Genomic DNA, 22,085 nt, shown 5'->3' on the forward strand with positions numbered 1-22,085 from the left:
GCGACCATCGCGTCCAAGCCGACCTCGCGCGTGTCGCCCTGGGCGACCGTGTTCGTGGCGACCAGTCCGACGGTGCCCTTCCTCTGCAGGAGTGAGGTCGCACGAAGAAAGAAGTAGGCGACAAGATCAGCGTTTCCCTTTGTTCCTCCTGCAAGCTGGTTGACCAGCCACTCGCGCACCTCGGTGCTCACAGCACCACTGATCTTTTTACCGCCCAGGAAGGGCGGGTTACCGACGACTGCATCGAAGCCACCGTTGTCGATCATGACGTCGGGGGCCTCGATGATCCAGTGCAGAGGCTTCCAGCGCTCGTAGTCCGTTTTCACCGTCGGCTTGAGACGGTCGTCGATGAGCGACTCGAGAAACGCACTGTCGCCCTCGCCCTTGTCTGGGTACGCAGCACGAACGGCGACGCGGAGGTTCTCGTACGCCTCGTCTAGTGCCTTGCCGGGTTTTCCACCCAGTGGAAGACCAGCGGCTACGACGCCGTCAGCGAGCTTGCGAAGATCCGAAGTCACCTCGCGGAACTGGGCGAGCTGACGGCGTTTCGCCGTGCTGTTGCGGACAGGGTGGGTTTCGTCGATCTCCTCCAGCAGTCGGCGCCGGATCTCGGCGGCGCGGTGGAGAATCGCGTCGACATCGATGAGGCGGCTGAAGAGGGATTCTCCGCGGTCCTTGGCCGGGTTGATGTGAAGCCGTTGGAGCTGGTCGATTCTGGTGAGGCCGAGCAGTGAGTTGCCGACGAAGACCTTGTCATCGACGAACGAGAACGGCAGGTCGCGGTCGAGTGACACGAGCCAGAGCGAGAGCTTGCACATCTCGACGGCCATGTCGTTGATGTCGGCGCCGTAGAGGCAGTTGGCAACAACCTGCCGCATCGCGCGGGTGTAGAGGTCCTTGCGTCCGATGTTGGCCGGGTCTTCCGCGGTCAATGCCTCGACCACGCGTTCGGAGAGGTAACGGGCTGCTGCGACGAGGAAGGCGCCGGAGCCGCACGCGATGTCAGCGACCTTGAGCTCCAAGAGCTCGTTAGAGGGCCTGAGCTTCCACTGTTCCTCGGCAGCAGTCTGGTGTGGACCGGGTGAGTAGCAGAGTGGCTGAAGTGCGTGGAGGACAACCTCTTCGGCCAGTGACTTGGGCGTGTAGTGGGCGCCGGCGTTCTTGCGGGAAGGCGTCTCCTTAACGATGAGACCGTCCTTGAGGACGACGAAGGGGCGCTTGCGGAGGTCAAGGCGGATCAGCCCGAGCCACGGCTTCACCCGGTCACGCAGATGAAGATCGTCTCCGACGGCCTGCGTGAGCGCGCTGACCACACTGGGCTCGACTTGGGCGTCGGTAGCCTTAGCGATTGCGGCTGCGGAGGACGGCTTCGACGAAGGTTGATCTTCCTCGACGAACGCACGGATCGCGGCGGCAAGCTTCTTCGGATCAGCGTGCTTGGCAGCGAGCGCTTCAAGCTTCGCAAGCGGGATCTCAGGTTCCTCGCCTGGGGTGCCCTTCAGTCCGACGGTGGTTTCGCCAGCAATGACCGCGGTGTAGCCGAGCAGGCCCTCGTAGATGTAGCCGATCTGCTCAACGTCGATGTCGCGGAAGGAGATGCGGCGCGCTTCGCCCTTGATGTCGGCGATCTGGACCGACCGAAGGACGTGGAGCATGACTCGGTCCGACACCGTGATCGCTAGCGTGCCTTGTTCGTTCGTGTCTGTCAGGAAAGGGAACCTCACCGGGTCGAACAGTGAACCGCCGTAGGCTGGCATACGGAGGTTCTCAAAGCTGGCGCCCTGGTAGAGGGCCTGGCTTGTGGCGAGAAGTCGATGCCAGGTGAGCGATGTGGAGTCGAGCGCTTCCTCGCTCTCCTCGGTCTCGCGTTCGATGAGACGGTCGAGTTCGCGGGCGATGCCGTAGCCCTGTTCGAACAGCTCACCAGATGGCAGGAGCCCTCGTTCCTCGGCGAAAAGCAGGAAGACGACTCGCATCATCACCGTGACAGCGCCCTCGTAGCTGTCATGGGTGCGTTCCGGCAACGGGTCAGGGAGACCGCGGAGACGTTCATCGGCGGCCGATTCAGAGAATGACTGGACCAGCAGTTCGACGGCTCGCCGCACCTGAGCGCCGAGAGCCTCGGTGATCTCCTCGGCTGCGGCGACCGACTCCTTGAACAGAACAGGCAGACGCTCCGCCGGGTCGCCACCAATGAGGTATTGGCGCCCGATCAGGGTGAGGAACGCGTCGCGTGTCCGGGGCTCCTCAATCCAGGTCAGTGCATCGATGATGCCGGATGCGGCCATCATGCCTTCATGTGCGCAGACCAAGCCCCACCAGCGACCGTCGGTGACGATGCCGATTGGGATCTTGTTCTCCCGCAACATCACCTCGACCCGATCAATCGGGTTCGCCGCCCACAGGTCACCAGATGTCTGGCGCAACGAGTCGACAGGTTCGACGACGTGGACGAGGGCGCCGATGCCGTCGGCACCGTTGAGGGCTGCCTGCGCTCGGATCGTGACGGCATGGCTAGGTGACTGCGCCTCGATGCCTGGAACCTCGCCCCACGACAGCGACTCGGCCCAACCCGCGACATCACGCAGAACCGTTTCGATCCACTTGTCGCGGGCGACGCGGTAGTCATCGAGGGCAGACTCGGAGTCTGGGGATCGGTCGAGGCTCTCCCACGCAGACTCGAAGTCCTTGCGGGCACCGGTGAGTGCGTTCTTGCGGTCAGCTGCGAGGCTGGGCATCCCCTGTGGCCACACCCGCTTGAGCGGCGGAATGGCGAGGAACGGGCCTTCGGCGTCGACGAGTTCGAGCCATGCCCTGTGTTGGTCGGTAGCGTTGATCACCTTGCGACCACGTGACGTTGCGCGTGCCATCACTCAGACCACCTGTCTGCATCGCTGCGGGTCAACGCGAACACGACCGCTGCTGCGGTGGCGTGCGGCTTGACATCTGCATAGCGGTCAGTGATGGCCGCAATCTCTCGCGTCTCTTCGTCGTCAAGCTCGTCAAGACGACGGGACATCGCCTCGATGTCACGCCTCCACTGTCGCTGCTGGTCGGGGTCGCTGAACAACTGCCCACGCGCCTCGGCTTCTTCGTCCCTCAGACGGGCGAGTGAGTCTCGCAGGTTCGCGCGGAAAGCCGCGAAAATCTCCTTGGCACGCTGTACGTCTGCGGCCTGACGCCTGGTGAGCTGCTCCAGCACCAACTCATGCCGCCTTCCAGCACGAGCCTCCATCGACTCTTCGAGCCGGAGACGAAGTGGAGCGTCGGGGACGTTCCACAGGTTGCAGAGTTGATCGCGCACTCGCTCGTCTGCGGGCGATAGGCGCTCACGGTCAAGTGCCTTGTCGAGCGCCAACTCGGCCTTCTCCTCGGCCATTGCCCGGCGTCCCTTCAATCGGACACCGGCGAGGAAGACCTCCTCATGCAGGCGAACGCCACCGCGGCCGACCAAGACCATACGGGTGACCGCTGCGACGAAAGACTCGTCAAGATCGTCGACCACGACAGCGGTAACGCGGCTAAGCGGTGAGTCGACGCTCCAGAGCGAGCGGCGCAGAAGTCTTTGAGCTTTTTGCACAATCGGATGTCCCAAGTGGACGTAGACCAGATCGGCACGTCCTTCTGCCGCTTCGGAATCGAAGGTGATGGGGCGAAGAACGCCGGGATTGAGACGGGTATCGAGTCCGCGCAAGGTGCCGTGCCAGCCAGCCGTGAGGACCGGGACTGTAAAGACCTCAGCATCCGTGTCCTGCGCGAAGTCGTAGTTCGGTATGAGCGGTGACTGGTGATTGATGCGCAGTGCAGTGTCGACGACTCGCCGGAGGTTGGCTGGATCGAGGTGCATCTCGGTGCGCGACACGCGATAGCGCTGCTCCAACTGTGTCAAGCGAGCGTTGAGCTCCATACCGCCGGCGAGAGCGGAGTTGATGACCTCGTTGGCGTCGAGACGCTTTGACTTCACCTTGGTCAGAGCCCGCTTGCCGAAGTGACCCTGGATCTCTTCGCCGACGACCTGGTTGGCCGACCCCAGGTCGTATTCGACCTGGGCGATCTTGCGGGCGATGCGCTCCATGAAGCTCAGGTCGGCACCGTAGGTGGACGAGTCGGCCACGGGGACGAAGTGGAACACCCGGGGTTCCTCGGTCTGGCCGTAGCGGTCGATTCGACCGATGCGTTGCTCAAGACGGGACGGGTTGAACGGGATATCGAAGTTCACCAGGCGATGGCAGTAGGTCTGGAGGTCGATGCCCTCACCTGCGGCATCGGTGGCGAGCAGAACCCGCACAGGCTCCTTCGCAGGGTCGGCAGTGAACTGCGATCGGATGTACTCGCGCTCGTCGGTCGGTGTCGAGCCCTGGATCACCGCGAGGCGGTCGCCTGCGTAGCCGCGCTGGTTCAGGACGCGGGCGACCCAATCGATCGTGTGGGCGTATTCCGTAAACACAACGACGCGCTCGTTGGACCATGTACTGCCGTCGGGACGGCAAACGGCCTCAAGGAAACCGATCAGCCGGTCGAGTCGAGAGTCAGCACGGCTCTCGTAACTAAGCCCCCACTCCATGAGGGCTTCCAACTGGCCTGACTCGGCAGCGATCAGCGGGTCAGAGCCCTTGGACTCCCGAAGCTTCTCAGCCTCGTCCTGCTCCCACAGGCCTTCTTCCTCATCTGCCTGACCCTCGCCGAAGATGTCGTCGTACTCATCGTCCGACAACCCACGACCTGCCTTGGACGACAGATAGTGGCTCAGCGTCATCCCGAATGCGAACGGGCTGGAGAGGAAGCGCTTCTTCAGCAACATGGTGACGATGTCACCGCCAGGTTTGGTGCCGTTCTGCTTTGCGCTCTTGGTGACGATCTCGTCCAGCAGAGAGAACATCTGCTGCTCGGAGTCTGACGGAGTGACGTCGAGAATGCTGACCTTGCGCTGCTTGAAGCCCTTGCCGGTCAAGTCGGTCTTGAGCCGCCGAACCGTAACGTCCTTCAACGCGACGGGGTCCAGGTTCGCACCGCGGGCGAATCGACGTGGATCGATCATCGCCATCAGAGCGGTGAACGACTCCGGGTGACCGTTATGTGGGGTCGCGCTCAGGAACAGGCGGTGCTCAGACTTTTCTGCGATCTGACGGACCGCGACCGTACGTTGCGTGTCCACTGCGTAGCCGCGGCCACCAGCGATGGCCGACGGGCTGGAAGGTGCGACGTGATGAGCCTCGTCGACCACCAGAACGTCGAACGCGTACCGTCTCCCGGTCCTGGGATTGGTGGCCTGGGCGTATACATCACGGAGCAGCCGTTGAGCGCGGACCTGCGGAAGCCAGGCCATGCTGACGATCACACGAGGGAAGAGTTGGAACGGGTTGGCGTGCAGGCCATGGGTGCGACGCACCTGCGCCATCAACTCGGAGTTGACGACCGTGAACTCGAGTCCGAACTTCTCGCGCATCTCGTCCTGCCACTTCAGCGCAAGGCTCGGCGGGCACACGATCACTGCGGTGCGTGCACGGTGCCGCAGAAACAGCTCCTGAATGACCAGGCCTGCCTCGATCGTCTTGCCGAGACCGACGTCGTCCGCCAGGAGGAGGTTGGCGCGGGGTGCGCCGAGGGCGCGGCGGAGCGGTTCGAGTTGGTATGCCTCGACGTTCACGCCTGACCAGAAGGGCGCCTGGTAGCGGTTCGGGTCGGCACTTGTGACCGCTCCCCAACGCATCGCGTCGATGAATCCAGCGAGTGTTGCCGGTTCGTCGAAGGCGTCCGCGTAGACGATGTCCGGCAAACCCTGCGCCGGCGTGACGGTGTGGCCGACTTCCAGCTCCCACACCACCGAGAGCTGCTCACCGAGACGTTCCTCGTCCAGCGACTGGAGGACGACGACGTGGGAAAGCTGCGCGGTCGCCTCATCAGCCGGACTGCGTGGCAGCCCTTGAGCGCGAACATCGGCGACGGCCCATGTCGAGCCACGCACCTCGACAACCTGCCCAGGCTCGGGCAGGGGCGGTATAGCCGATGTGCTGCGCTTCGAACTCTCCGCAGCGACCGTGGCGGTATCAATCCCAGGCACGACTAGAAACTTATCAGCGACCTGCACCGAAAGCGTCCCCTTCGCGAATCCCTCCGACACAAGACGCTGGCTGAGCAGCACGATTCACTCTTTCGGCAGCAGCAAGAGGCGATCCATGTCGGTGTCGTCCCGCTGCGTCGCTGGAGATCCGACCAGCGCAAACCGATCCAGGGCTCGATATCGACCCCGCTGTCAGCCGCCTGCTACGAGCGTGGCCAGCAGAAGTCGTCCAGGAGAAAGTGGTCTGGATCTGGGCAGCAGACTCGCGCCAGCAACTGGATCTCCCATCGCCTGTAACACAGCGCAGGTAATAGTCGATATCTTTCTCCAACGCCAATCAATCCGCTGGACGAGCCACGGTCCCAGCACAAATTGGTCAATGACCGTCTCTGCAAATACGCCACGCGCTCGAGGGGCCGCTGACACTCGAACGTGAGACGCAGGTCACTGCATGGGGTTTCCGTCGCTCGTGACGTTCTACAGCCGACACGAACCTGAAGACTGTTCGCTTTCTTCTGACAACTGCGAGTCGGGGGACGTCGCCGAGCCCCTACATGCTGGCCTTCACCGCATCCAATGCCGCCTGCCACGGGTACGAGTCCATGACCTTGCCGCCAGTGCGAGGCGGATGCGGGATGAAGCCACCTTCCCCAAACAGCACGGTCACATCGGACTCTCGCAGCTCTGCCACGCTGCGATGGAAGACCCGGTTGTTCGCCAACGCCGTGTTCACAAACGGAAGCACGGCGATGGGTACGCCGAGTCCAGTCAGCTCGGCCAGCTGGGTCAGCACGTAGGTGTCGGCTATGCCGGCAGCCCACTTGTTGATCGTGTTGTACGTAGCAGGGGCCACGATGACAGCCGCGGCTTTGGGCAACGCCGGCTGTCCGGCCCGTTGGTGACCCGTCCGTACCGAGTGACCGCTGAGGGCTTCAAGCGCCTCCAGGTCGAGGAAGTGTTCAACCGCGGACGGCGAGGCGATGCACCACACGTCCCAGCCGTCCACCTGGGCCAGCTTCACCATGCGGTCGATGTGGTCGGCTGGACCCGCTCCGCAGATCATGAGGTATAGAACGGGTGCACTCACGCTTCGACTCCCGCACGACTGGCCATCTGACCGACGAGCCGGGCTGACTCGCCGCTGGTGCTACCCAGAAGCGATCGCAACAGGCCGTGCGCAAGCGGCCGACAGCGAACCTCCTCGGGTGCGATCTGTTCGGCGCGACCCAGCATCCGCACCGCCTGGCGGTAGTTGCCGACGCCGGTATGCGCCTCGGTGAGGTCGAGCAAGTAGTTGGACTGCCGCTCGGCAGACAAGCCAGCGACCGCCTTGGGGTCGATGCTGGCGGCAAACTCCAAGGCCTGTCCGCACTCACGGAGCCGCACCAACGCCGCTACTCGGTGAATTTGGGTGTTGGTCATCCCGAAGAAGGTGTGATGGTCGTTGTAATGCGGCTCGTACCGCAGGGCCGTCGCGCGTGCTGCTTCGTGCATGTCCCGCGCAAGACCTGGATCCTCCTGCTCAGCCGCAGTAATGGAAGCGGCCAGGTACAGCATCCCGTGCAGCGATAGCAGCTCGGCCGCGTTGGTGTTGACCTCACCATGCATGCGATCTGCCATCGCCAGCAGCGTGGTGATGGCCTGAGCCTGTTCATCGATGCTCGTCATGGCGCGGGCGACACTGCGGGTGGCTCGCGCAAGAGACCAGGTGTCGTCGACGAGCATCGCGGTGTGCATCGCTCGGTCAGCCGCCAGCCAGGCGACGTCGTTGGCCTCGAATTTGAGGAGCATGGATGAAGCCAAGCGGTACACGGTGACCAGAACGCGGTAGGCCGCCACCTGGTCACGGCCAGAGGCCGTCTGGACGGCTCTTTGCGCCTCAGCCATCAGCGACGGCAGATGCCGCGCCACGACGGTGAAGCGCGAGGTCATCCACGCATGGTCCAGATAGAAGGCTTGGCCCGTGACGGCTTCCAGTGCAACGACTTCGGGCTTTCCTGACTGCAGGCCGGGATAGGCCGCCAGCGCGCGGCGAATCGACTGCACCTCGCAGGCGTCAACGCACTGCCGGGCGCGCTGGGCGCGGGACTCGTCGCTCAGGACGGCCGGGTCCAGTCCGAGCGCCTCGGCCACCCGCTCGATCATGGGCAGCCGCACCAGGTCGCGTTCGCCGGATTCGATCTTGTCCAGCCATGAGGTGGAGCGCCCGACCATGTCGGCGAACTGCTTGCGGGACAGCTTGCGCCGTTCCCGCCAATACCGCACTCGCGCGCCAATGTGCTCGTCAGATGGCTCCATGCATCACCTCCCCGGCTCCTGCGAAGACGGTTTCACTCTACCGATCAGACAGTCACACATTTTGTACAAGCCGTGACGCGCTGTCGCTCTAACGTCCTCGTTGGCACCCGGCGGCGGGTTGACAGACCTCTCCCCGAACCGCAGGCGAGCAGCCTCACATAGCTCTCCCTCGCTCGTCTGCGGCTGAGATGTCCCCACCGCTGGGTGCCGCCAAACGCCCGCAACCAGGAGCACCGATCATGGCGACGACGCTAGCCCGCGTGATTCCGTTGGTACGTAAAGCAGTGGCGCCACTTCGGCCCCTGCCCGAGCCGGCCGACCTGTACTGCCGCGTCGTGATCGCGTTGTTTCTCCACACGCCGCAGAAGGCCTCGGGGCTGTGCGAGGCCTGTGGTGAGGGGTGGCCGTGCGCCCAGATGAAGCGGGCCTGTTTCCTGATCGAGGCGTTCTAAATGATGGCAGTCACAGACGACGAACTGCTGCAACTCCTCGCTGTCCCCCGCGTGGTCTACGGCTACCTCCGTCCTGAAACGTCTGGCGCGCTTGAGATTGCCGCCTGGCACAAGGACATGGCGCATTTCTGCGGCGAGGCGGGCTACCAGCTCGCGGGCGTGTTCACCGACCGCGGCGTACCGCACGACTGCGTCAAACGAGCGGGCCTGAGTGGCCTGCTCGATGTGCTCGAACTACCCGAGACGTACGGCCTGGTCGTGCCGAGCATTGAGCACTTGTCACGCGACGACACCACGCTGAAGATCCTGGGTTTGCTCATTTCCAACACCAAGGCCCACATCATCGTCATGGATCGTGCCTGATGGACGGGCCAACCCAACTCGCGTTCGTTGTCCTCGGCCTGATCGGCGCGGGCGTCCTGTGGTGGGTGCTAGCCGACGTACTGAAAGAACGGCGACGCGTGAGGGCTGAGGTCTGGGCGCTAAAGCAAGTGTCACCAGACGCCAAAGCGCCCGCGTATCCGGCAGAAGACGACCATCCAACGCTGGTGCTGGCCGCCTGGCAACTGGAAGAACCACCCGAACTTGTGCGGCCCTACATGCGGGCTCGCGGCAACACCAAAAGTGTGCCGTCGCCGCATCGCCCCGGTAAGCGCACGTCATAAGCCGCCCTCCTTGGAGGGATCTAGGAAACCAGTTATCCGAAGGGAGGTGACGTATGACCGCACCCGAAGAGTTGGTGCTCGGCGTCGAGCGGACGCCGATCGTCCAGGACCGCACGGAAGTGCAGTTGTCCGATGGCGCGCAGGGCGATTGGGGCGACACCCGTGACCCGTAAACCGCCAGCTCACTAGTTCGCACTCGTAGTCCGGGAGGGACTCCGCTCTGCCCACAGCGGGGTCCCTCCTGCCAATTCGGAGGACTCTGTTATGAACCATCATCGATTGGTTGGCGCTATCGAGAAGGCGCTGTGTTGGGACGGCCCGTCAGAACTCGGCGACACGTTCGCCCGAGGCAAGCTCGCCGATCGCGACCTATGCGGGCGGCTGATGACCCCTACCCGTCTCCTTGATCTCATCATGCGGCGCAGCCTCAGCGCCGCTCGTATCAGTTGCCTTCAAGACGGCGACTACGTGCACCCGCAGACATACCTGACCACGAAAGCGATGCGGCGCGCCGAGGCCGTTCAGATGGTGGACATGGAACGGCTCGGCATCCTCCTCAAGGAGGGTTGCACGCTGGTGCTAGACGGCGTGAACGCCTACGACGCGACGCTGGAAGTGGCCTGTCGGGCGCTGCAATGGCGGTCGCGCGAACTGGTGCAGGTGAACGCTTACCTCACCACCGGGAGCGCGGCAGGCTTCCAGATGCACTGGGACGATCACGATGTCGTGATCGTGCAGGTGGCCGGGGAGAAGTCCTGGGAAGTGCGTGGCCTGTCGCGACCCGTACCGATGTACCGCGACGCGGTGCCGAACCCGACGCCGACTGACGAGATCGTGTGGAAGGGCACGCTCCAAACCGGCGAGGTCATGCACATCCCGCGCGGCTACTGGCACCAGGCCACGCGGCAAGAACGCGGCGATGGGTTCAGCCTGCATCTGACGTTCGGGTTCCCCAAGCGCACCGGCGTGGACTACTTCACGTGGATTGCCGACGAGTCGCGTCAGGCCGAGCTGATGCGCCATGACGTAGACCGCTGGGGCACGACCGGCGCGCGCAAAGAGCAACAGCTGGCCTTCACAGACATGGCGGTGCGACTGGCCGCCACTCACTCGCTGGACGACTTCCTGGCGGCGCGTGAGGACCAATCGTCCAGCGCTCGTCATGTCATCACCCACGGGCTGTTCGGGATGCCGCTCTCGGTCGTCTGCATGACCGAGTTTCCGCCGCGTATCGAACAGGACGGTGACCGCATCGTCGTGGCTGCCGCTACACGGCGCATCACCTTCGCCGCCAAGGCGTTGCCTGCTGTTGAGCTCTTGACGTGCGGCAGGCCGGTCTTCGTCGACAAGGTGGCCGCAGCGACGGGCCTCGACGCGATGACTATCGCGGAGACGCTCATCCGCGAGGGCATCTGCGCCGAGGTCACGCCCGAACTCGCAGCCGGATACGACGGCTTGCTTACCCCTGAAGCTCCTTGACCAGCCCTGCCGCGTGGGCCTCGGCTGGTTTGAGCAACGGCCCGGCGTAGCCGGCGGGGGCGGCCATGATCTCAGCACAGTGGTAGAGGCGTGCGAGTTTGCCAGTGGGGCTGTCAAGGTCGGCCTGGCACGCACGGTAGACGCGGTCCGCTAGCTCGGGCACGGCAAGCGACGCACTCCACAGCGCCGAAGCATCGAAGCCGCGGGGCGCCATACCCCAGTCCTCCCAGTCGAGGAAGTAGCAGTTCGGGGCGGTCAGATTGCCCCAGGCGAGATCTGCATGAGCCACCCGCCACTCCCCGATGTGGGAGTCCAACTCAGGGAAGGCCTGGTGGATGGTGGCGCTGAATCGCCTTTGCGTAATGGGTTGCAGGTGCGGGGTGGCCGTCCGGGTCGTGGTGTGCGCGGCCAGCGTCGTCATTGAGGCGCTAAAGGTCGACCACCACGATTCGGACAGGTCCGGCGCGGCGGTGAGAGTGCCACCGAGCTTCACAGCCTGGTCCGAAACACACTCGGTTTCGTCTGCTCGCCACATCACACCGCGTTCGTGGTCGATCCAGGAAACTCCTTGGTACCAGGAAGGCATAGCGATGCCAGTCAGCATCGCCGCGCATTCAATGCCCCAGCCTTGACCGTCGATGCGGTCGAGACTTCGGACCTCAATGCGCACCCACGTACCGCGGCCTGCGCGGAAGCCCAACGAGCGCCGTTTTCGCACTTCGGTGTCTATGTCGAAGCTAGTCTGCAATGCCGTCTGCGCGCGGGCAATGATGTCATCGCACGAGACTTTACGAAGATCGAGGGACATACAGAATAATATAGCGCACGTCGAAGCAAACTAGACACATCTCGCAATTGGAGAATGAATCCACCTACGACTCGAACCGCCGACACCATCACCTGCATGAGTGACGCACGGGCACCACCAGTCAGGTTTTCCGCAGAGGCCGTCGCGCGATCGACCTGCAGTCACCACCGCGCAGTTGCTACCGAATCGGCCGATGATTGCACCGAACGCCCACTCATAGAAAAGGCAGACGTTCGATATCCCTCCGGTGTCGTCCCACAGTTTGTTCCGCCCATAAGACCTACAGGCGGACGGACTTTTCGACTGTTTGACTTGACGGTTGGCAAGCTTGATCTTGAGTTCGTCACCGCGAGCGACCGCTCGTCGGGAAAGCTGACTGACGGCTTGAGTGCACTCCTGCCGACGGTCTTTTGGTCAGCTCTCGACGCAGGTTTGTTGCAGCCATCGGCGGCGCGAGAGCTGGTGGTTCCAGGCGGTTTGCCTGCACAGGCACTATTTGATCGAGCACACCGTGGGTGGCCCACGCGTGCCGAGCCGCGACGTGGCGCTGGTGCGCCTCGTGCCAGGCCGCAATCTCGGCGACGAGCGCTGCCACCGCTATCAAGAGCGCGATGAACTGGCCGGGTGTGGCCCGTTGGCGTGCTGGATTACGCATACCTGCTCTGATCAGTTGGTTGGCAGCCGTACGCAGATCGCGCGACACCGCTGCCCACCGCCGCAGCAGGATCTGCTCGGGTACGCGGCCGGCCCGCGCGTATGTCTCCCATGCGTCGATCAGCAGTGGCACTCGATCCGCATCCGCGACAACGACGAGAGCCAACAGCATGTCGCCTGTCGCATGAGCGATGCCCTGCATAGCCTCCTGTCCGAACTCGGTCTTGTTCAATGGTCCGCGGTGCCGCATCCGCTCACGTGCAGGCAGAACAACCTCATCGACGATCACCTGCACCGAGGCAGGCACGGCCGTCTCCACCGATTTCCACCGGCTCATGAGCTTCGAGTAGGTGAGATCCGGACCGAGCTTTCCTCCGGCGAAGTACAGCGGATCACCCGACGCGGTGCGGCACGCCGGGTCGGAGGCGTCCGTGACCGAGTAGCCGAGGATCCGGCCGTGGTGACCTTGACGGACGCGTACCGTCGCATTCGCCAACGCCAGGTACTCCAGGAACTCGTCCCAGTTCCGCGCGGCAGCAGCGGCGCTGGATACCTGGCGGCGCAGCCTGATGCGAATCGCAACGTCCGCCTGCCTCTTGCCGGCGGCGTGGAGCCTGGAGGCCTTCTCCAGCTCAGCGCGAGTGGGACGAGGTGTCGCTGTCCGGTCCGCGGCGCCGGTGCTTGTGAGGCGATATCGCTCCTCGGCTGCGTTGCACGCCTCCTTCACCCGCCGGAAGTCGTAGTTGCGGTGCGGGTGCACAAGTTCGCCGGTGTCTTGTCGAACCAGCACCGCGGCGATGTGCACGTGGTCAGGCGCGTGACGGATCGCTATCCATCGGCAGCCGCCGGGATCGTCGCGCTCGGCAATCCCCGTGCGGTGCAGTACGTCCGCCACCACCTCTGCCCACTGCTCGTCCGTCAGCAGAGGGTCGTCAGGATGGTTGCGCAACGAGCACTGCCAGACAGGACCTTTCGGAACCCGGCTGACAGTGCCTGGCCAGCCGTCCTCACGCGGACGCCGTTTCGGCACCCCGGCGAGCGCTGCAGGTGCCCGAAGAGCTGCGACCAAGGCACCGATGTCGAACCGGTCGGTTCCGAGTTGCTCGGGCTGGTGCACCTCGGGACGACTGTCCCACGTCGCGAAGACGTGCTGATCCGTGTGCGCCGACTGCTCGGTGCTTCCTGGTCCCATCAGGTAGCGGATGAGGCCGTAGACGTTCCAGCCGCGCGTCACCTTTCCGATCATGTCGACTCGAAGCGATCGACGATGCGTGCCAGGAGTGCATCGACTGCGGACAAGCGCTCATCCAGTTGAGCCACGACTCGATCGATGTTCGCGATGACGCGAGACGAAGCGATGCCGACTTCGCCGGTCGTGTTCGCTACAGCCGCCAACTGGTTCAGGTTGTTGCCGTGCAGGACGCTCGCGCGACGTAGCTGCTGAAGCTCCGTCTGTACCTGCATCAGCTGCTGCCCGATCGCCTTCGCGGCTACTCGCCGCGGGTTGTTGTCAGCGAGTGCCGCTTCAACGGCTGCCTTTGCGATCCATGCACCGACTTGGAGCTGTGCTCGCGCTGCGGCTGAAACGACTGCACTCATCTCGGGCTCGTTGAACCGTGCTGTCTTCGCGAAGTCACGCTTCTGCAGAGCGTGCGGTCGGTATCCCCCGATGCTTCCGTTACGCGCCATGCCATCCCCCCGGATGAGCCAAGCTTGATGGCCGTCGGCCAGCGAGGCCAAAGGCTGCTTTTTGTCTACCTTGCTCCTGTCGACACTCCTGCTGGGAGCGGCGAGGTGCCGGTGTCACAACGCGCACCGGCACCCCGAAAATCAAGCCGGTCAACGACATCCGCCGCGTGGACTGGAGTCGTCGCCGGTCGACAAGATCGCGGCAATCCTCAGCCGCTGCCGCGCGCTGAACGGCGGCGCGCTACGCACGATCTCCTCGACGTAGTCGTCGATGTGACGAGCAGGTTTTTCGCGTGTCCTTCTACTGCGGGTCACGGGTCACCCCCGCTACCCGATGGGCCGCCGCGAACGCGTCGAGGTCGTCGACGGCGACCCGCACGAGCCGTCCAAGACGGATGTGCGGGAGCTTTCCGGCCCTGATCGCCCGGCGGATTGTGACCTCGGAGACGGACAGATGTGCGGCCGCCTCCGACACAGGGAGGTAAGCAGGTGGAGTCTTGTCTGCCACGGTGTGGCCTTTCCTGAACAGGAAGGCCAGCGACGCGCTATGCGGCTACAGCGTTCCCCCGAACGCGCACAGCCCATCCCGGCCCTCGCTGCAACGAGCTGCGAGGGACGCGGCGTCCTGGAGCACGGGCAACGCGCGGACCGGTGACGACAAGTCGACCTGGTGGACGCGCTCGACGCGCGGGTGGCGCGTTCTGCAACGGCTCGGTAGCCGGCGGCGCGACGAACTCGCCGGCGAGGAGGTCAAGCAGCCACAGCAGGACCGACACAGGAAACTTTTGTTCGGCAGCCCTGGACAGCAACACCAAGAGCCGGATGAGTCGCATCGCAGCGTCGACCTCAAGCGCGATCGTTGGTCGATCTGCGGACTTCACACCGAAGCCGTACGCACGGCCAAAGTCACGGCTTACGGACCGCTTAAACGGGTCATGTTCGCTGAGGATCATCAGCTCTTGGTGAACCGTGAACGGAAGATCCATCACCTTCGCCAGCAGCCTGAGCCGCTTCGGATGACTCGCGGAAACCCGCGTGTTCGCCGCGTCGATTCGGTCGGCGAAGGCCTCGAAGCCCCCGAGCAGACCGCGAGGCAACGCCGTTTCGATGGCCTGCATCTCTTCAGGCGGAAGGGACTTACGCAGCTCGCGAACGAGGTGCACTCGTCGATGGATCTCACGCGCGGAGTAGCACTCGGCGCGAGCGGCGGGCGCGGTTACCTGACGCACCACTGCGTCCCGCCGCGCCTCTGAGCTCCCCCGAGTACCCATGTGACCACAGTAGACAGCTCAGGAACGGGCTTCCAAGAGATCCGTGGCCAGATTGCGAATCGCTTCGCGAGTGGCTTGATCGTCGTCCCGTTCGAACTGGATCTTGACCGACTCGGGCTTGAAGCCCGGGCCACCTCGGGACGGCATGATCGTGACCGTGACACCCATCGCCGTGAGGAGTGCCCGGCGCTGAAGCACGGTCAGTTGCTTCCAACGCTCCTGCGCTTGAGGCCCAACCATCTCGGTGACCATGTCGCTGGGAACACCGACAACCAGACGCATGGCTTCTCGGTCAGCCTCTTCAAGAGCCGGCCGGAGCTTCGCGTTGATCCTGTGGAACTGCTCGCGATCAAGCAGGTCGTCCGCGTAGTCGTCGGCTGCGGCCTGGAGCCGGGCGCGGATGCCAGCGGCATGCTCTCGTGCGGCTTGCGCGGCGACATCGTCCCGAGTCAGCAGGTCGCGGGCATCGGGTTCCTGGAGCCGTCGCACAACCACGCGTTCCACCAGGTCGTCCACCCATTCCTGACGCCGCCCGACGCACGAGGACGCCGCATCACAGACGTAGAGCGGTGTCTTGCCGAGCTCCTTGCGGCGCTGGTTCACCCACCTGTTGGAGACTCGAAGCGCTGAACCGCACTTGCCACAGCAGCCGATTCCGAACGTCAGAAGATGCTGTCGGGCACCTCCACGCGTCTGCACTCGCGAGGGATCGGTGAGGAGCGCGACCACCTGATCGTGCTTGTCCTGCTCGACGATCGGCGGCCAGGCTGCCGGTCCGAAGTCCTCTCCGGCGCGCTTCCGACGAGCGATGTTGGACAGCCGAAGCGCCAACTTCCGGACTGAGCTTGTGCCCCACGATCGGTCGCCGCCGTACGGCGTTGGGACCTTGCGGGCGTTCAAGTCCGCGGTGATCACGTTCAAGGACTCCCGTGCGAGCAGGCGATCGACGATCTCGCGCACGATGGCCGCTTCCGCCTCGTCCACCTCGTCGGTGAAGCCCAAGACACGACCGTTCTTGTCTTGCTCGTAGACCCGCCGCCACCCGTATGCCACGGCACCGTTGGCACGGCCCTCCTCGGCGCGCTGCAGTGCGGCACGGGCAACGCGTTCGCCTTTGAGCTCTGACTCCAACGTGTCGGCTTCGCCGAGGATGCCCGCGACCATGCGGCCGGCTGCGCTCGTGAGGTCGATGTCGGAGCCTTTCACCAGCGAAATGGACACGCGGGCCGCTGCCAACAGCTCGATCGCGTCCACGCGTTCCTTGCGATTGCGCCACAGCCTCGCCATGCCGTAGGCGACGATGCGGGTGATCTCGCCGCGCGAAGCCGCTTTCATGAGCGCCTCGTACGCAGGCCGCGGTCCCCCGCGCAGTGCGCTCAGGTCGTTGTCGACCCACTCGTCGAGGACAGTCCACCCACGGGACTGCGCGAGTACACGACCGTCCTCAAGCTGGCGGGTGACGCCCTTCTCCTGCAACATCGGGTCTTCGCTGATGCGCGCGTAGATCCCCACGACCTCGGTCATGAGAATAGGCTACCGATGTTCACCGCTAGTGTGATTTACTCTTTCCGGGGGGTGTGGGGAAGACCACGTCCGCCGACAACTTCGCGTCGCTGATCAACGACGTCGAGGACCGGCTGTTCGCCGTGCTGCCCGACGACACGTGGTTCTACCCCGGTCACGGCGACGACTCGACGCTCGGCAAGGAGCGCCCCTCGCTCGCGGAGTGGCGTTCGCGCGGCTGGTGACCTGACCGGACGGGGAGCCTGCCAGTGCGGGCTCTCCTGGCGACCGCGATCAGACCTCGATGATCGTGACCATGCCGTCGAGCCCTTTGAAGTCCTCGGCATTTCGCGTGTAAAGCGGCAATCCACGCGATGACGCGACAGCGGCGATCATCAAATCCGTCCGCCGAGGCTTCGGATTCCGGTTCGCCGCCATTGTGAGCGCGACCAACGTGCCGTACCGGGCGGCTGCCTGACCGTCGAAGGGCAGTGGCTCGAAGTCCACTATCGCCGCTCCGAGCTTCTCGGTGCGTGCGGCCCTGGAGGCCGCGTCCTTGGCCATCACCACACCCTGGTGCAACTCAGCCATCGTGACGCGGTGAGTTCAGGTATCGCCGGCAGTTCGGCCGGGTCCAGAAGACCGAGGTCGATGTAGGCGCACGTGTCGAGCACCCCGGATTCGGGACGTTCAGCCACGGTTGCGCTCCCACGGATCGAAGTCGCCCACGCGGTCCTCGTCGCGGTAGAGGCTGATGAGCAGGGCAGGCCACGGTCGACCGGCCATCGCGGGTGACGGCCAGCACGCCGATGACGATCAGCACCGCACCGGCGACGCCCAGCCAGTCGATAATGCCCGAGGTGCCCGGCCTCAGACTGAAGAAGTGCACCTGCGACTCGACCGACGCGACCAGTACACCGGCGCTGCCCAGGACGAGCAGCCACTGCCTGTGTCTCGTGAGACACACGCCGGCGATCACCGCCAGCGCCGGGAGGCCGAGCGTCGCGACGGAGTACTTGCTGACGCCGAAATGCGCGCCGCGCTTCGACAGCAGGGCATAGTCGCTGACGTTGAAAAGAGCGAGGAGCACCAGCGCCACCGGGCCCCAGAGCCATGCGAACTCGCGGCGACTGTTCTGCACGGCGCGCAAACCAGCGCGGCGGACGGCTCGGCCGTCGTGGTTTCGGCGTCAGTCGACCACGTCGAGCAGGTCCAGATATCCGGTGGTCGTGCGCCACAGGGCGTCGGAGTACGGCGTGAGCTTGCCAGGGCTCCAGCGGTGGTCGGTGTAGGCCTGGTTCTCGCGCCGCAACGCCCTCAGGCTCACCGCGAACTCGTCCTCGACGCGCTGCCGCAGGTCCTCCGCCGACGGCGCGGCCAGGCGCACGAGCTCACCCGTGCCGTCGCTGACCGCGACGAGCGCTTCCTCGTTGATGCCGTCCGCCGCGCTCCAGACCAGCGCGGGCCGTTCGATGCGGTGGTTCCACACCGGAGCGTCCTTCGATCGCCACCGCGCCTCGAACGGGTTGCGCGACAGCCGCGTCGAGTTCGCCCAGTGCTCGGCCCCGACCGGTTCGCTCATCCACGGCACCTCCTCGACCGGCAGGTCCGTGACCAGCGCGACCTCGATGGCGTCGACATCCCGGGGGACGTCGAGCAGCTCGCCGAACACCCACACCTCGACCACCTGGAATCGGGAGAACGAGGCCGGCAGCTCGCCGCACTTCTCGGCGAGTTCGGCCAGGTGGTGCACAGCGCGAGTCCATTTCACGAGGTGGATCATGCCTGACCGCGTGGCCGAGGCGATGGCACGGCTGGCTTCGATGGAACCCACGCTGTGTGCGTTCCACGAGGTCTTCCGCACACCCTCTCTTGAGGTCGACCCTTCGCTGCCGTTCGCGGGCATGCCCATCGCGGTGAAGCGAGGCGAACGCCGAAGCCACCGGGAAGCGTTGGTCGCCATGGGTTGCGTACCGATCGGCCTGACCACCACGCCCGATGGCAGCACCCCGTGGCAGACGTGGGGCCGCAACTCTCGCGGCCTCACACGCAACCCGTGGAACCTGAACCGCACACCGGGCGGTTCATCAGCGGGTTCGGCCGTCGCGGTGGCGTCCGGCATCGTGCCGCTGGCCACCGGCGTGGACGGCGCGGGCTCGATCCGCATCCCGGCCGCGTGGTGCGGCGTCCTCGGCCTGAAGACGACCTCGGCCGAACGGGCGGCGGTCGGCGTCTTCACCCGCGACCCGTCCCTGCTCGCGACCTACCTCGGCATCACCGAGGTCAGCTCGCCCTCTGCCGTCTGGTCCACGGACCTGGGCTTCGCCGCGGTCGACGACGAACAGGCGTCGATCGCCCGGCGTGCGGCCGCCGCCCTGCGCCCGCGCGCTGTCTCGCTGTCGCTCAAGGACCCCGCCTCCGACTGGTTCGCGGACCGCTGCGGCCCGAATCCGGCGCTGGACTCGTTGTTCGAGACCACGGACCTGCTGCTCACGCCGACCACCCCCGGCCCACCGCATGGGCACGACGGCCCGGGTCCGCGCATCAACACGGCGCTGACGTGGGCGTTCAACCTCAGCGGCCATCCGGCGATCAGCATCCCGGCCGGGTTCGACTCGTGCGGCCTGCCGGTCGGGCTGCAGGCCGTGGCGCGGCATGGCCGGGAAGCGGACCTGGTCGCCGCCGCCCGCGCCGTTCTGCAGAACCGCCCGATCGAGTTCTTTGGCCCCAATTCACCTCGCTGATCACGGCCCATGCGGTGTCCTCGTCACCCGAAGGAGGCCACGGGCGAGCTGGCTGCCGCACTAGACCGTCACGGCACGATGTCGAGAAACGGCGAGAGGCTGCGACACAGGGCTATGGACACACGTGTTGACGACTACATCGCCGGGCTGCCGGACTGGCAGCAGGACATCTGCCGCGAGGTGCGCAGGCTCGTGCACGAGGCCGACCCGGACGTCGAGGAGACGATCAAGTTCACGAACCGGCCCTACTTCGTGCTGGACGGCAACGTGTGCGCGTTGCTCGGCACCAAGGACCACGTGAACGTGATGCTCTACGACAAGGCGATCGTGCCGGACCCGCACAACATCATCACGAGCGGCCACGGCAACAAGACCGCGCGCATGATCTCCGTGTATCGAGACCAGCCGATCAACGCGCCGGCGCTCGTCGAGATGTTCCGCCACATCATCGCCAACAACCGTCAGCGCAAAGGTGTCGGACCGCGTCGGTAGCCTCATGCCGCATGGAGGTCGAGATCTACACCGACGGTGCGTGCAGTCCCAATCCCGGACCGGGTGGCTGGGGTGCCGTGCTGCGTTACGGCGCGCACGAGAAGGACATGTACGGCGGTGACATCGGCCCGACGACGAACAACCGCATGGAACTGATGGCGCCCATCATGGCGTTGGAGAGCCTCACCCGCGCGTCCACCGTGAACCTGTACACGGACAGCACCTATGTCCGAAACGGCATCACGTCGTGGGTACACGGCTGGAAGTTGAACGGCTGGCTCACGAAGGCCCGTGAGCCGGTCAAGAACTCCGATCTGTGGCGCCGCCTGGAGGAAGCCGCCGATCGGCACGAGGTCGAGTGGCACTGGGTCAAGGGCCACGCGGGTCACCCGGAGAACGAGCGCGCCGACCGTCTCGCCGTGCGCGGTGTCGAAGAGGTGACGGGGCGTGAAGTCAAGCAGCCCCAGGCGAAGCCGAAGAAAGCCGCGAAGCCCAAGCAGCCGCGCGAACTGAGCGGCGAACCGTGCGGCGCGCCCACGAAGAAGGGCACGCCCTGCCCGATCACGGCGGGCTCGAACGGCCTGTGCCACATCCACGACCCGGCGTTGCAGTGCGGTGCCACCACGAAGAAGGGCACGCCCTGCTCCATCGCCACCGGTGGCGGGCGGTGCGAGCACCACCAGAACGCGCTCGAACTGTTCGGGTGAGCGCTCGCAGACGTCCCTCCCGCAGGCTCACAGCAGCACCTTCGCCAGGCGCGCCATACCCTCCCCGATCTCCTCCACCGTGTTGGCCGTGAACGACAGCCGCAACGTGGCGTGGTCCGGCGTCGTCGCGAAGAAGGCCGCACCGGGCACGAAGGCGACATCGTGCTGCAGGGCGTCCTTCAGCAGCACGGCGCTGTCCGCGTCGCCGGGTAGCCGCAGCCACACGAACATGCCGCCGTCCGGGTCGCTCCACGTAGTGCCGGCGGGCATGGTCGCGGGCAGTGCGGCGAGCATCGCGTCGCGGCGGGCGCCGTACTCGGCGCACAGGCGGGAGATGTGGGCGTCGAGGTCGTTGTTCGCCAGGTAGACCGCGGCGGCGGCCTGGTCCACTGTGGACGTGTGCAGGTCGGCGGCCTGCTTCACGATCGTCAAGGTGCGCAACAGGTCGGCGGGGGCTCTCAGCCAGCCGAGGCGCATGCCGGGGGCGCCGATCTTCGAGAAGCTGCCCAGGTAGATGGTCCTGTCGCTCATCGACGCGAGCGGGGGCACGGCGGAGCCGCGGTAGCGGAGTTCGCCGTACGGGTCGTCCTCCACGATCCACAGGTCATGGGCCGCGGCGATCTCCGCGATCTCCGCCCGGCGCGCGGCGGAGAGGGTGCGGCCGGTCGGGTTCCCGAACGTCGGCACCAGGTAGAGCAGTCCTGGGTTCTCGGCGGCGACGACGGACCGCAGCGACGAGGGAACCAGTCCGTCGGCGTCGCTCGCGACGGGCACGATCCGGGCACCGGTCATCTGGAAGCACTGCAGCGCCGCCAGGTACGTCGGTTCCTCGACCGCCACGACGGCGCCCGGCCCGAGCATCGCGGTGGCCACGAGCGCGAGCGCCTGCTGCGAGCCGGTCGTGATCAGGACGTCCGAAGTAGGCAGTCCACGACCGGTCAGGCGCGCCGAGACCAGGTCGCGCAGCGCCGGATCTCCTTCTGTGGGGGCGTATTGCAGGACGGCGCGATCTCGCAGGGCGAGGTCGTAGGCGGCGCGCACACCGTCCAGGTCGAACAGTTCGGGGGCGGGCAGCCCGCCGGCGAACGAGATGACCTCGGGGCGGGAGGTCAGCGCGAGCAGGTCGCGCACCGGGGAACTGGCCACGGAGAGGGTGCGGTGCATGAACTTCACGTTAATCGGCGCCTCTTGGTTCCGGACGCCCATTTTGGCCATCCGCCTCGCGGGCTGAGTGGCGCTTATATGCCGATCGGGCTATATTT

Annotated in this window: 20 protein-coding genes and 2 pseudogenes; 9 read left to right on the forward strand and 13 right to left on the reverse strand. The window is 65.2% G+C overall.

What is annotated here, in order from left to right:
• The 4 genes from IG04_RS0112460 to IG04_RS0112475 form a co-directional block, all read right to left on the reverse strand.
• On the reverse strand, positions 1 to 2,840 hold a 2,840-nt coding region (locus IG04_RS0112460), incomplete at its 3' end, for an Eco57I restriction-modification methylase domain-containing protein (protein ID WP_248782522.1).
• Positions 2,841 to 2,869: 29 nt separating this feature from the next.
• Positions 2,870 to 6,142 (reverse strand): DISARM system SNF2-like helicase DrmD, encoded by a 3,273-nt coding sequence (gene drmD / locus IG04_RS0112465; protein ID WP_245816342.1) that lies wholly within the window; start codon positions 6,140 to 6,142, stop codon positions 2,870 to 2,872.
• A gap of 469 nt (positions 6,143 to 6,611) precedes the next feature.
• The gene (locus IG04_RS0112470) at positions 6,612 to 7,124 is read right to left on the reverse strand and encodes a flavoprotein (protein WP_036014494.1); all 513 of its coding nucleotides are present in this window, start codon (positions 7,122 to 7,124) and stop codon (positions 6,612 to 6,614) included.
• 20 nt (positions 7,125 to 7,144) lie between these two features.
• On the reverse strand, positions 7,145 to 8,359 hold the full coding sequence (locus tag IG04_RS0112475) for a helix-turn-helix domain-containing protein (protein WP_030476767.1): 1,215 nt from the start codon (positions 8,357 to 8,359) through the stop codon (positions 7,145 to 7,147).
• Between the two features lie 239 nt (positions 8,360 to 8,598).
• Between IG04_RS0112475 and IG04_RS46420 the strand changes: the two genes are divergently transcribed.
• The 4 genes from IG04_RS46420 to IG04_RS0112495 all read left to right on the forward strand — a co-directional run bounded on the left by IG04_RS46420 (position 8,599) and on the right by IG04_RS0112495 (position 10,955).
• Positions 8,599 to 8,811, forward strand: a complete 213-nt coding sequence (locus IG04_RS46420) for a hypothetical protein (protein WP_144065437.1) — start codon at positions 8,599 to 8,601, stop codon at positions 8,809 to 8,811.
• Positions 8,812 to 9,174, forward strand: a complete 363-nt coding sequence (locus IG04_RS0112485) for a recombinase family protein (protein ID WP_051769701.1) — start codon at positions 8,812 to 8,814, stop codon at positions 9,172 to 9,174.
• Positions 9,174 to 9,476 (forward strand): hypothetical protein, encoded by a 303-nt coding sequence (locus IG04_RS46425; protein ID WP_144065438.1) that lies wholly within the window; start codon positions 9,174 to 9,176, stop codon positions 9,474 to 9,476. The genes IG04_RS0112485 and IG04_RS46425 overlap by 1 nt, the downstream gene beginning before the upstream one ends.
• A gap of 264 nt (positions 9,477 to 9,740) precedes the next feature.
• Entirely contained in the window at positions 9,741 to 10,955 is a 1,215-nt protein-coding gene (locus IG04_RS0112495) for a JmjC domain-containing protein (protein ID WP_030476769.1), read from the forward strand.
• On the opposite strand, the gene IG04_RS0112500 is transcribed toward IG04_RS0112495, so the two are convergent.
• From IG04_RS0112500 to IG04_RS0112515, 4 genes are all read right to left on the reverse strand, one after another.
• Complete coding sequence (locus IG04_RS0112500) at positions 10,936 to 11,763, reverse strand: phosphotransferase (protein WP_030476770.1); 828 nt, start codon at positions 11,761 to 11,763, stop codon at positions 10,936 to 10,938. The genes IG04_RS0112495 and IG04_RS0112500 overlap by 20 nt on opposite strands.
• A 343-nt stretch (positions 11,764 to 12,106) precedes the next feature.
• Positions 12,107 to 13,534: a relaxase/mobilization nuclease domain-containing protein gene (locus tag IG04_RS0112505; RefSeq protein WP_159460481.1), complete on the reverse strand. Its 1,428-nt coding sequence runs from the start codon at positions 13,532 to 13,534 to the stop codon at positions 12,107 to 12,109.
• Positions 13,535 to 13,659: 125 nt separating this feature from the next.
• Positions 13,660 to 14,016 carry a plasmid mobilization relaxosome protein MobC gene (locus IG04_RS43925; protein WP_159460482.1) on the reverse strand — a complete coding sequence of 119 codons (357 nt, stop codon included), beginning with the start codon at positions 14,014 to 14,016 and terminating at the stop codon, positions 13,660 to 13,662.
• A 391-nt stretch (positions 14,017 to 14,407) separates the two neighbouring features.
• Complete coding sequence (locus IG04_RS0112515) at positions 14,408 to 14,614, reverse strand: helix-turn-helix domain-containing protein (protein WP_030476773.1); 207 nt, start codon at positions 14,612 to 14,614, stop codon at positions 14,408 to 14,410.
• On the opposite strand from IG04_RS0112515, the gene IG04_RS0112520 reads away from it, so the two are divergent.
• A complete protein-coding gene (locus IG04_RS0112520) occupies positions 14,604 to 15,359 on the forward strand; it encodes a hypothetical protein (protein WP_144065440.1) in 756 nt (251 codons plus the stop codon). The genes IG04_RS0112515 and IG04_RS0112520 overlap by 11 nt on opposite strands.
• Positions 15,360 to 15,395: 36 nt before the next feature.
• Here IG04_RS0112520 and IG04_RS0112525 read toward each other — a convergent pair whose 3' ends face one another.
• On the reverse strand, positions 15,396 to 16,901 hold the full coding sequence (locus tag IG04_RS0112525) for a recombinase family protein (protein WP_051769710.1): 1,506 nt from the start codon (positions 16,899 to 16,901) through the stop codon (positions 15,396 to 15,398).
• Positions 16,902 to 16,933: 32 nt separating this feature from the next.
• Between IG04_RS0112525 and IG04_RS45155 the strand changes: the two are divergent.
• Positions 16,934 to 17,125: pseudogene (locus tag IG04_RS45155) on the forward strand (MBL fold metallo-hydrolase); the annotation flags it as partial.
• A 49-nt stretch (positions 17,126 to 17,174) separates the two neighbouring features.
• Here IG04_RS45155 and IG04_RS42545 read toward each other — a convergent pair.
• From IG04_RS42545 to IG04_RS0112550, 3 genes are read right to left on the reverse strand one after another with little or no spacing between them, the layout of a single operon-like run.
• Positions 17,175 to 17,444: a PIN domain-containing protein gene (locus IG04_RS42545; RefSeq protein WP_245816346.1), complete on the reverse strand. Its 270-nt coding sequence runs from the start codon at positions 17,442 to 17,444 to the stop codon at positions 17,175 to 17,177.
• Positions 17,445 to 17,463: 19 nt separating this feature from the next.
• A complete protein-coding gene (locus IG04_RS48080; RefSeq protein ID WP_245816348.1) occupies positions 17,464 to 18,021 on the reverse strand; it encodes a hypothetical protein in 558 nt (185 codons plus the stop codon).
• A 48-nt stretch (positions 18,022 to 18,069) separates the two neighbouring features.
• Positions 18,070 to 18,651: a DUF7711 family protein gene (locus IG04_RS0112550; RefSeq protein WP_144065441.1), complete on the reverse strand. Its 582-nt coding sequence runs from the start codon at positions 18,649 to 18,651 to the stop codon at positions 18,070 to 18,072.
• A gap of 10 nt (positions 18,652 to 18,661) precedes the next feature.
• Between IG04_RS0112550 and IG04_RS48910 the strand changes: the two genes are divergently transcribed.
• The 3 genes and pseudogenes from IG04_RS48910 to rnhA form a co-directional block, all read left to right on the forward strand.
• The gene (locus IG04_RS48910; protein ID WP_030476778.1) at positions 18,662 to 19,624 is read left to right on the forward strand and encodes an amidase family protein; all 963 of its coding nucleotides are present in this window, start codon (positions 18,662 to 18,664) and stop codon (positions 19,622 to 19,624) included.
• Positions 19,625 to 19,738: 114 nt separating this feature from the next.
• Positions 19,739 to 20,116: a DUF1801 domain-containing protein gene (locus IG04_RS0112560; RefSeq protein ID WP_030476779.1), complete on the forward strand. Its 378-nt coding sequence runs from the start codon at positions 19,739 to 19,741 to the stop codon at positions 20,114 to 20,116.
• A gap of 11 nt (positions 20,117 to 20,127) precedes the next feature.
• Positions 20,128 to 20,571: pseudogene (rnhA, locus tag IG04_RS45160) on the forward strand (ribonuclease HI); the annotation flags it as partial.
• Positions 20,572 to 20,850: 279 nt separating this feature from the next.
• Here the strand turns inward: rnhA and IG04_RS0112570 are convergent.
• Complete coding sequence (locus IG04_RS0112570) at positions 20,851 to 21,987, reverse strand: aminotransferase-like domain-containing protein (RefSeq protein ID WP_030476781.1); 1,137 nt, start codon at positions 21,985 to 21,987, stop codon at positions 20,851 to 20,853.
• Positions 21,988 to 22,085: the final 98 nt, after the last annotated feature.

This window comes from Lentzea albidocapillata (genome assembly GCF_000719115.1).
Lineage (GTDB): Bacteria > Actinomycetota > Actinomycetes > Mycobacteriales > Pseudonocardiaceae > Lentzea > Lentzea albidocapillata.

Excerpts from the sequence above, each read along its gene's own strand:
- IG04_RS46425 (WP_144065438.1), top strand. The coding sequence starts at position 9,174 with ATGGACGGGCCAACCCAACTCGCGTTCGTTGTCCTCGGCCTGATCGGC.
- IG04_RS42545 (WP_245816346.1), bottom strand. The coding sequence starts at position 17,444 with ATGGCCAAGGACGCGGCCTCCAGGGCCGCACGCACCGAGAAGCTCGGA.
- IG04_RS43925 (WP_159460482.1), bottom strand. The coding sequence starts at position 14,016 with ATGAGTGCAGTCGTTTCAGCCGCAGCGCGAGCACAGCTCCAAGTCGGT.
- IG04_RS48910 (WP_030476778.1), top strand. The coding sequence starts at position 18,662 with ATGCCTGACCGCGTGGCCGAGGCGATGGCACGGCTGGCTTCGATGGAA.
- IG04_RS0112500 (WP_030476770.1), bottom strand. The coding sequence starts at position 11,763 with ATGTCCCTCGATCTTCGTAAAGTCTCGTGCGATGACATCATTGCCCGC.
- IG04_RS0112475 (WP_030476767.1), bottom strand. The coding sequence starts at position 8,359 with ATGGAGCCATCTGACGAGCACATTGGCGCGCGAGTGCGGTATTGGCGG.
- IG04_RS0112570 (WP_030476781.1), bottom strand. The coding sequence starts at position 21,987 with ATGCACCGCACCCTCTCCGTGGCCAGTTCCCCGGTGCGCGACCTGCTC.
- IG04_RS0112525 (WP_051769710.1), bottom strand. The coding sequence starts at position 16,901 with ATGACCGAGGTCGTGGGGATCTACGCGCGCATCAGCGAAGACCCGATG.
- IG04_RS46420 (WP_144065437.1), top strand. The coding sequence starts at position 8,599 with ATGGCGACGACGCTAGCCCGCGTGATTCCGTTGGTACGTAAAGCAGTG.
- IG04_RS0112470 (WP_036014494.1), bottom strand. The coding sequence starts at position 7,124 with ATGATCTGCGGAGCGGGTCCAGCCGACCACATCGACCGCATGGTGAAG.
- IG04_RS0112485 (WP_051769701.1), top strand. The coding sequence starts at position 8,812 with ATGATGGCAGTCACAGACGACGAACTGCTGCAACTCCTCGCTGTCCCC.
- IG04_RS0112560 (WP_030476779.1), top strand. The coding sequence starts at position 19,739 with ATGGACACACGTGTTGACGACTACATCGCCGGGCTGCCGGACTGGCAG.
- IG04_RS0112495 (WP_030476769.1), top strand. The coding sequence starts at position 9,741 with ATGAACCATCATCGATTGGTTGGCGCTATCGAGAAGGCGCTGTGTTGG.